This is a genomic window from Martelella sp., assembly GCF_984369615.1.
This window is the reverse complement of sequence record NZ_CFHTCS010000178.1, coordinates 1-8,866: the sequence shown is the minus strand read 5'-3', so window position 1 is coordinate 8,866 and position 8,866 is coordinate 1. Positions and strand designations below refer to the sequence as shown.

Here is an 8,866-nt window from a genome sequence, read left to right as displayed (position 1 = left end):
AGGCGCTTGCCAAGGCGGGCTTTGCCCGCAACATCAAGATCACCGAGGAATATGACCCGTCTCTGCCGCTGATCTTCGCCAATCGCGACCAGATGGTTCAGGTTTTCCTGAACCTGATCAAGAATGCATCGGAGGCCGTGGCCGACAAGCCGGACGGCGAGATCATCCTGACTTCGGCCTACCGGCCCGGCATCCGCATGTCGGTCGCGGGAACGCGGGAAAAGATATCCCTGCCGCTCGAGTTCTGCGTGCAGGACAATGGTCCGGGCGTCCCGCCCGATCTTATGCCGCATCTGTTCGATCCCTTCATCACCACAAAGCCGAACGGCACGGGGCTGGGCCTTGCCCTGGTTGCCAAGATCATCGGCGCCCATGGCGGGATCATCGAGTGCGAGAACATGAACGGCCGCACGACATTCAGGATCCTCATGCCGGTTTCCAAGGATGTCCTGCCCGCCGAGGCCGACCCGAAAACGGAAAAAGAACAATGACAGCAACGATCCTTGTCGCAGATGATGACGCAGCCATCCGCACCGTGCTGAACCAGGCGCTGAGCCGCGCCGGTTACGATGTCCGTATCACCTCCAATGCCGCGACCCTGTGGCGCTGGGTCTCGTCCGGCGAGGGCGACCTGGTGCTGACAGACGTGGTCATGCCGGACGAAAATGCCTTCGATCTCCTGCCGCGCATCAAGAAGTCGCGTCCGGAACTGCCGGTGATCGTCATGAGCGCGCAGAACACCTTCATGACGGCGGTGCGCGCCTCGGAAAAGGGCGCCTATGATTATTTGCCCAAGCCCTTCGACCTGACCGAACTGATCGCCATTGTCGGTCGGGCGCTGTCGGAACCGAAGCGCAAGCCGGCGCCGCTCGGCGACGACATGCAGGACGGCATGCCGCTTGTCGGCCGCTCCGCCGCCATGCAGGAGATCTATCGCGTCCTCGCCCGGCTGATGCAGACCGATCTGACCCTGATGATCACCGGTGAATCCGGAACCGGCAAGGAACTGGTGGCGCGCGCCCTGCACGATTACGGCAAGCGCCGCAACGGACCCTTCGTCGCCATCAACATGGCCGCAATTCCGCGCGACCTGATCGAGTCGGAACTCTTCGGCCATGAGAAGGGCGCCTTCACCGGGGCGCAGACCCGCTCTTCCGGCCGGTTCGAGCAGGCCGAGGGCGGCACGCTTTTCCTCGACGAGATCGGCGACATGCCGATGGACGCGCAGACGCGGCTGCTGCGGGTGCTGCAGCAGGGCGAGTACACCACGGTCGGCGGCCGCACGCCGATCCGCACGGATGTGCGCATCGTCGCCGCCACCAACAAGGATCTCAAGCAATCGATCCACCAGGGGCTTTTCCGCGAGGACCTCTATTATCGCCTCAACGTGGTGCCGTTGCGCCTGCCGCCGCTGCGCGAACGCGCCGAGGATATCGGCGATCTTGTCCGTCATTTCGTCAACGAGGGCGAGGTCGAGGGCCTTGGCGGCAAACGGTTCGAGCAGGCGGCGATCGATGCGATGAAGGCCTATCCCTGGCCGGGCAATGTGCGCGAGCTTGAAAATCTCGTGCGCCGGCTGATGGCGCTCTATCCCCAGGACGTCATCACCCGGGAGATCGTCGAGCAGGAGCTGCAGGCCGACCAGCCGGATGCCCCCGCCGAGGGCGCGCAGGTCAGAACCGGGATGCCGACCATTGCCCAGGCTGTCGAGGAAAACATGCGCAGCTATTTCGCGAGCTTCGGCGAGAGCCTGCCGCCGCCGGGGCTTTACGAGCGGGTGCTGAACGAGGTCGAATACCCGCTGATCCTCGCCGCACTGACGGCCACGCGCGGCAACCAGATCCGCGCGGCCGATCTTCTCGGCCTCAACCGAAACACCTTGCGCAAGAAAATCCGCGAACTCGGCGTCTCGGTCTACCGCAGCTCGCGCAGCTCGTCCTGACAATGCGGTGATGGCGGCCTTCCGGCCAGCTTTCCGTTGCATTTGTGCCACATTCTGTTGCATATCCTTCTCCAAGGGATGGAATCGCACGGGTGGCGTTCAGCTTTTCCGCGTGTGCCCTTGAGCGCTTTCGCCGTCCATCGGCGAGAGGGCGTTTGAGATCGGCAGGCATGACAGCAGACGACGGCAAGGCAGAGGTTTTGTTCCGGGCGCAGCCCGATGATGACGGCGCGCCCGGCGGCGACGCGGCCTATGGCGGCGGCGGTGCGCGCGCCATTCTGAAGTCCCCCGGCATGTTCCTTGTCGTCGGCGCGCTCGTCACCGCCTTCGTTTCACTTTTCGTCCTGCTGGGTCTGACCCCGATCAAGCCGACCGGCCGGGTCGTCGTCGGACTGGTCGCGGCAAACTCGATCTTCGTGCTCGCAATGATCTTCCTGATCAGCCGCGAGGTCGTGCGTTTGCTGAAGGCGCGAAAGCGCGGACGCGCTGCGGCGCAACTCCACATCCGCATCGTCGCGCTGTTTTCGATTGTGGCGGTGACGCCGGCGATCGTCGTGGCGATCTTCGCGACGCTGACGCTCAATGCCGGCCTCGACCGCTGGTTCGCGCTTCGCACGCAGTCGATCGTCCAGTCATCCCTGAATGTCGCCCAGGCCTACATGATGGAGAATGCGAGCTATCTGCAGGGGCAGACGCTCTCCATGGGCAATGATCTGGAGCGGAACCGGTCACTCTACTTCCTTGACCGGACCGGCTTTGCCGACCTGATGACCCGCCAGGCGCGCGGACGCGGCATGCTCGGCGCCTTTCTGATGCGTGACGATGGCAGCGTCATCGTCCAGGCCGACCTGGGCGACGAGACGGTGCTGCCGGACATACCGGATGATGCGCTGGAAAAGGCGGCGTCCGGCACGCCGACGCTGATTCCGCCGGGGGATACCAACCTCGTCGGCGCCATCATCGCGCTCGAAGCCATTCCGGACAGCCTTCTCTACACCGTGCGCGCGGTCGATCCCAACGTCATGGGCGCGATGCGGATGATCGAGGACAACGTCTCCGAATATTCGACCATGGAAGAGGGGCGCTTCTCGATCCAGGTGGCCTTCGGCGTGCTCTATCTCGGCTTCGCGCTGATCGTGCTGCTCGCCGCAATCTGGACGGGGATCGCCGTCGCAGACCGCATCGTGCTGCCGATCCGCCTGTTGATCGGCGCCGCCGACCAGGTTGCGTCCGGCGATATGAAGGTCGCCGTGCCGGTGCGCACCATCGACGGCGATGTCGGCCGGCTGTCGAGCACCTTCAACAAGATGATCGCGGAGATCCGGGCGCAGCAGCGCGAGATCCTTCTCGCGAAGGACGAGGTGGACGACCGCAGGCGCTTCATCGAGGCGGTGCTTTCGGGCGTGACGGCCGCCGTGATCGGCGTCGACGACAGCCGCACCATCACCATCGTCAATATTTCGGCGGAAGAGCTTCTGGCTGTGAAGGGCAACGAGCTGATCGGCCGCAAGCTCGTCGACATATCGCCAGAGATCGACATGGTGATGACGGCGGCGATGCGCCGCCGCCGGCAGAATTTCCGGCGCCAGATCAATCTGCTCCGTCTCGGCAAGGAGCGCACGCTCTCGGTTCAGGTGACGCGCGAGGACAGCCGCAACGCCTCGAATTCCTATGTCATCACGCTCGACGACATCACCGATCTGATCATTGCCCAGCGCTCCACGGCCTGGGCGGATGTCGCCCGCCGCATCGCCCACGAGATCAAGAACCCGCTGACCCCGATCCAGCTTTCCGCCGAGCGCATCAAGCGCCGCTTCGGCCGCAAGATCGAGGATGAGGAGGACCGCAAGGTCTTCGACCAGTGTACTGATACAATCGTCCGCCAGGTCGGCGATATCGGCCGCATGGTCGATGAGTTCTCATCTTTCGCGCGGATGCCCAAACCCTCCAAGTCGGCCGGGGACCTGCGCCGGATTCTCTCCGACGCCGTGTTCCTGCTGGAGATCGGGCGGACCGACATCACCTTCCTTCGCGAGCTCGGCGATGCACCGCTTGAGGGCCTCTTCGATGACAGGATGCTTGGTCAGGCCTTCGGAAACATTCTGAAAAACGCCGTGGAAGCCGTTGAAAGCGTTCCTGTAACGGAGTTTGACGGAGAGCGTAAGATCCTTGTGCGCGCGGATTTCGACAGGGCGCGGGATCGCTACGTCATCGACTTCATCGACAATGGCAAGGGCCTGCCCGTCGAAAACCGTCACATGATCCTTGAACCCTATATTACCATGCGCGAGAAAGGCACCGGGCTCGGTCTCGCGATCGTTCGCAAGATCATTGAGGAACATGGCGGCAAGCTTGAACTCCATGACGCTCCGGCGGATTTTGCCGGGGGAAGGGGCGCGATGATCCGCGTGGAACTGCCGCATGTGCATGACGGCGAACGCGCCCGCGAGGAAACAGACAAGGAAGAACAAGATGGCCTCTGATATTCTCGTCGTCGACGACGAGGCGGATATCCGTGATATCGTCTCGGGCATCCTTTCCGACGAAGGGCATGAGGCGCGCGTCGCCCATGACAGCGACAGCGCGCTCGCCGCGATCGCCGACCGCGTGCCGCGCCTGATCTTTCTCGACATCTGGATGCAGGGCAGCCGGCTGGACGGGCTGGCGCTCCTGGAAGAGATCAAGCAGCGCTATCCCGACCTGCCCGTGGTGATGATCTCCGGCCATGGCAACATCGAGACCGCGGTCTCGTCGATTAAGCGCGGCGCCTTTGATTTCATCGAAAAGCCGTTCAAGGCCGACCGGCTGGTGCTGATTGCCGAGCGGGCGCTGGAGAATTCGCGGCTGAAATCGGAAGTCCAGGAGCTGAAGCGCAAGAGCGGCGACCCGGACGAGCTCGTCGGCTCCTCGCTCTTGATCTCGCAACTGCGGCAGACCGTCGAGAAGGTCGGGCCGACCAACAGCCGCGTGATGATCTTCGGCGGTTCGGGCTCCGGCAAGGAGATCGTCGCGCGGCTGATGCACAGGAAGAGCCAGCGCGCCGAAGCGCCCTTCGTGGCGCTGAATGCCGCTGCGATCACGCCGGAGAACATGGAGACCGAACTGTTCGGCGTCGAGCCGGGCGGCGGGCGGAGCCGCAAGACCGGCGCACTCGAGCGCGCCCATCGCGGCACGCTCTACCTCGACGAGATCGGCGAAATGCCGCTCGAAACGCAGAAGAAGATCTTGCGCGTTCTGATCGACCAGCAGTTCGAGCGCGTCGGCGGCAGCCGGCGGGTAACGGTCGACGTCCGGATCCTGTCCTCGACGGCGCTCGACCTCAGGGCGCGCATCGACGATGGCCTGTTCCGCCAGGACCTGTTCCACCGCCTCGCCGTCGTGCCTGTTCGCATCCCCGCGCTTTCCGAGCGGCGGGAGGACATTCCCTTCCTCGTCGACTTCATCATGCGCCAGCTTTGCGAGCAGGCGGGCATCCGCCAGCGCCGGATCGGCGATGATGCCATGGCCATCCTCCAGGCGCATGACTGGCCGGGCAATATCCGCCAGCTGCGCAACAATCTGGAGCGCCTGCTGATCCTCTCGCGCGAGGAAGATGCCGCCCAGCCGATCGGCGCCGAACTGCTGCCTGCGGACCTCTCCGACGTGTTGCCGCAGATCCAGACCTCGGGCGACGCTCATATCATGACGCTGCCGCTCAGGGAGGCGCGCGAGCGTTTCGAGCGCGACTATCTGATGGCCCAGATCAATCGCTTCGGGGGAAACATTTCGCGCACCGCCGAGTTCGTCGGCATGGAGCGCTCGGCATTGCACCGCAAGCTGAAGTCCCTTGGCATTTGACGGAAAACCGGGCAGATTGCGGTCCGCTGAGCCACCGGAATTCCAAAACCCCAGAGGGGTCCGATGAAAATCATTATCTGCGGCGCGGGCCAGGTCGGATTCGGCATCGCTGAACGCCTTTCCCAGGAATATAACGATGTCTCCGTCATCGATACGTCAGCCTCGCTGATCGCCGCCATTACCGAACTGCTCGACGTGCGCGGCTATGTCGGCCACGGCGCCCATCCGGACGTGCTGGCCAAGGCCGGCGCAGACCAGGCGGACATGATCATCGCCGTGACGCTGCACGACGAGATCAACATGGTTGCCTGCCAGGTGGCGCATTCGCTGTTCAACGTGCCGACCAAGATTGCGCGCATCCGCTCGCAGAGTTATCTGCATTCGCACTATTCGGATCTCTTCTCGCGCGACCACATGCCGATCGACGTGACGATCTCGCCGGAAGTCGAGGTCGGCAAGATGGTTCTGCGGCGCATTTCCTTTCCCGGCGCAACCGATATCGTGCGTTTTGCCGATGAGAAGATCGCGATGCTGGCGGTCGAATGCAATGATGACTGCCCGGTTCTGAACACGCCGCTGATGCAGCTCAGCCAGCTCTTTCCAGATCTGAACGCAACCGTGACCGGGATCTACCGCGACGAGGAAGTGATCATTCCGCATTCGACGGACCAGATTCTCGCCGGCGATCTCGTCTATGTCGTCTGCGAGCAGGAGCATATCCGCCGCACGTTGGCGCTTTTCGGACATGAGGAGCAGGAGGCGCGGCGGATCGTGATCGCCGGCGGCGGCAATATCGGCTTCTTCGTGGCCAAGTCGATCGAGGAACTGCAGCCCAAGACGCGGCTGAAAATGATCGAGCTCGACCGCGAAAAGGCCATCACCGTCTCCGATGCGCTGCACCACGGCATCGTGCTGCAGGGCTCGGCGCTCGATCAGAACATCATGATCCAGGCCGACGTGCCCGACGCACATCTGATGGTCGCCCTCACCAATAACGACCAGACCAATATCCTGGCCTCGGTGATCGCCAAACAGCTTGGCTGCAAGTCGAACCTGGCGCTGCTCAACAATCCGTCCTTCCACGAGGTGACGAAGTCGCTGGGGATCGATGCCTATATCAACCCGCGCGCTGTCACCATCTCGCGCGTGCTCCAGCATGTCCGCAAGGGGCGTATCCGCTCGGTCTATGCCGTGCAGAAGGGAGCGGCCGAGGTGATCGAGGCGGAAGCGCTGACGACGTCACCGCTGGTCGGAACGCCGTTTCGCGATCTCGATCTGCCGGAGGGCATCCGTATCGGCGCCGTCTATCGCGGCAATGCGATCCTGCGCCCGACCGGCGATCTGAAGATCAAGCCGCATGACCGCGTCATCCTGTTCGCCGTGGCCTCCGCCGTGCGTCATGTGGAGCAGCTGTTCAGGGTCTCGATCCAGTATTTCTGACATTCCCGGTGCGTACGGCGTTGCGTTGCGGCGGGCGATCGGTTTTCGCCGTTGCGGAAGCCTTGTCAATTTGCTACCACCAAAGCCTGACTGGTTGTTTCCATGCTTTGGAAGCAACGTATATGAGGTGGGCACCGGCCGCTGGCCGGCAAGAGTAAGAAAGAAGCGGCGCCATGGCGGAACGTTCTCAGAATTTGCAGGATCTTTTTCTCAATACTGTCCGCAAGCAGAAGATCTCGCTCACGATTTTTCTCATCAACGGGGTAAAACTGACGGGTGTTGTCACGTCTTTTGACAATTTCTGCGTTTTGTTGCGTCGCGATGGGCATTCGCAACTGGTCTACAAGCATGCGATCTCGACGATCATGCCTGGCCAGCCTGTGCAGATGTTCGAGAACGACGACAACGCCTCCTGATCTGGTGATCTTCCATTACCGATACATTCTTTCCTGAAAGCGAGTATGAGAACCGGGATTCATCCCGGGCGCTGGTTCTCGTTCCGGTCATCAAGGCGCAGCGCGGCAGCGAGGGCGAAGTCATGTCGCGCGCGCCCGAAAGCCGCCTGCAGGAGGCCGTCGGCCTTGCCCGCGCGATCGGGCTCGATGTCGTTGCCTCCGAGATCGTCACGGTCAACGAACCGCGTCCGGCGACGCTGATCGGGACCGGCAAGATCAAGGAAATCGACGAATTGCTCGATGCGCGCAACATCGGCCTCGTCATCGTCGATCATCCGCTTTCCCCCGTTCAGCAGCGCAATCTCGAGAAGGAATGGGTGGCCAAGGTCATCGACCGAACCGGGCTCATTCTCGAAATCTTCGGCGAGCGCGCCTCCACCAAGGAGGGGCGACTGCAGGTCGAGCTTGCGCATCTGACCTATCAGCGCGGCCGCCTTGTCAGAAGCTGGACCCACCTGGAGCGCCAGCGCGGCGGCGGCGGCTTCATGGGCGGACCCGGCGAAACCCAGATCGAGGCCGACCGAAGGCTCTTACGCGAACGGATCACCAAGCTGGAGCGCGAACTGGAGCAGGTGGTGCGCACGCGAAAGCTCCATCGCTCCAAGCGCAAGAAGGTGCCGCATCCGATCGTGGCGCTCGTCGGCTATACCAATGCCGGAAAATCGACCCTGTTCAACCGGATCACCGGCGCAGGGGTGCTGGCCGAGGACATGCTTTTCGCCACGCTCGATCCGACGCTGAGGCGCATGAAGCTGCCGCATGGACGCACCGTCATCCTGTCCGACACGGTGGGTTTCATCTCCGACCTTCCGACCCATCTCGTCGCCGCCTTCCGCGCGACGCTGGAGGAGGTGCTTGAGGCCGACCTGATACTCCATGTGCGCGACATGGCCGATCCCGCGCGTGATGCGCAGTCCGACGACGTGCTGCGCATTCTGGGCGAACTCGGCATCGATGAGAAGGCGCAGAACGAGCGGATCATCGAGGTCTGGAACAAGCTCGACCTTCTTGAAAGCGAAGAGCACGACGCGCTGATGGCGCGGGCGGCTGCCAGCGATGCGGTGATGGGCGTTTCGGCCGTGACCGGCGAGGGCGTCGATGCGCTCGTGGAAAAGATCGCGGCGCGGCTGGCGGGCGGTCTCACCGAAACGACCATCACGCTTTCGCCGGACAGGCTTCATCTTCTGCCGTG

The 8,866-nt window shown here is 62.9% G+C and carries 7 protein-coding genes; all 7 read left to right on the top strand.

From position 1 onward, the window contains the following. Positions 1–491 (top strand): two-component system sensor histidine kinase NtrB (locus AC5DC2_RS14300; protein WP_491698952.1); only part of this gene is annotated, 491 nt, incomplete at its 5' end. Continuing rightward, on the top strand, positions 488–1,942 hold the full coding sequence (gene ntrC, locus AC5DC2_RS14295) for a nitrogen regulation protein NR(I) (RefSeq protein ID WP_024706880.1): 1,455 nt from the start codon (positions 488–490) through the stop codon (positions 1,940–1,942). The genes AC5DC2_RS14300 and ntrC, both read left to right, overlap by 4 nt. Positions 1,943–2,112: 170 nt before the next feature. After that, complete coding sequence (locus tag AC5DC2_RS14290) at positions 2,113–4,425, top strand: sensor histidine kinase NtrY-like (RefSeq protein WP_491698951.1); 2,313 nt, start codon at positions 2,113–2,115, stop codon at positions 4,423–4,425. Continuing rightward, the gene (gene ntrX / locus AC5DC2_RS14285) at positions 4,415–5,779 is read left to right on the top strand and encodes a nitrogen assimilation response regulator NtrX (RefSeq protein WP_024706882.1); all 1,365 of its coding nucleotides are present in this window, start codon (positions 4,415–4,417) and stop codon (positions 5,777–5,779) included. Before AC5DC2_RS14290 ends, ntrX begins: the two co-directional genes overlap by 11 nt. Before the next feature lie 63 nt (positions 5,780–5,842). Continuing rightward, entirely contained in the window at positions 5,843–7,219 is a 1,377-nt protein-coding gene (trkA, locus tag AC5DC2_RS14280) for a Trk system potassium transporter TrkA (RefSeq protein ID WP_024706883.1), read from the top strand. A 173-nt stretch (positions 7,220–7,392) separates the two neighbouring features. Next, positions 7,393–7,635, top strand: coding sequence for an RNA chaperone Hfq (gene hfq, locus AC5DC2_RS14275; protein WP_024706884.1), 243 nt, complete (start codon positions 7,393–7,395; stop codon positions 7,633–7,635). 122 nt (positions 7,636–7,757) lie between these two features. Further along, a partial coding sequence (gene hflX / locus AC5DC2_RS14270; protein WP_491698950.1) for a GTPase HflX occupies positions 7,758–8,866 on the top strand: 1,109 nt, incomplete at its 3' end.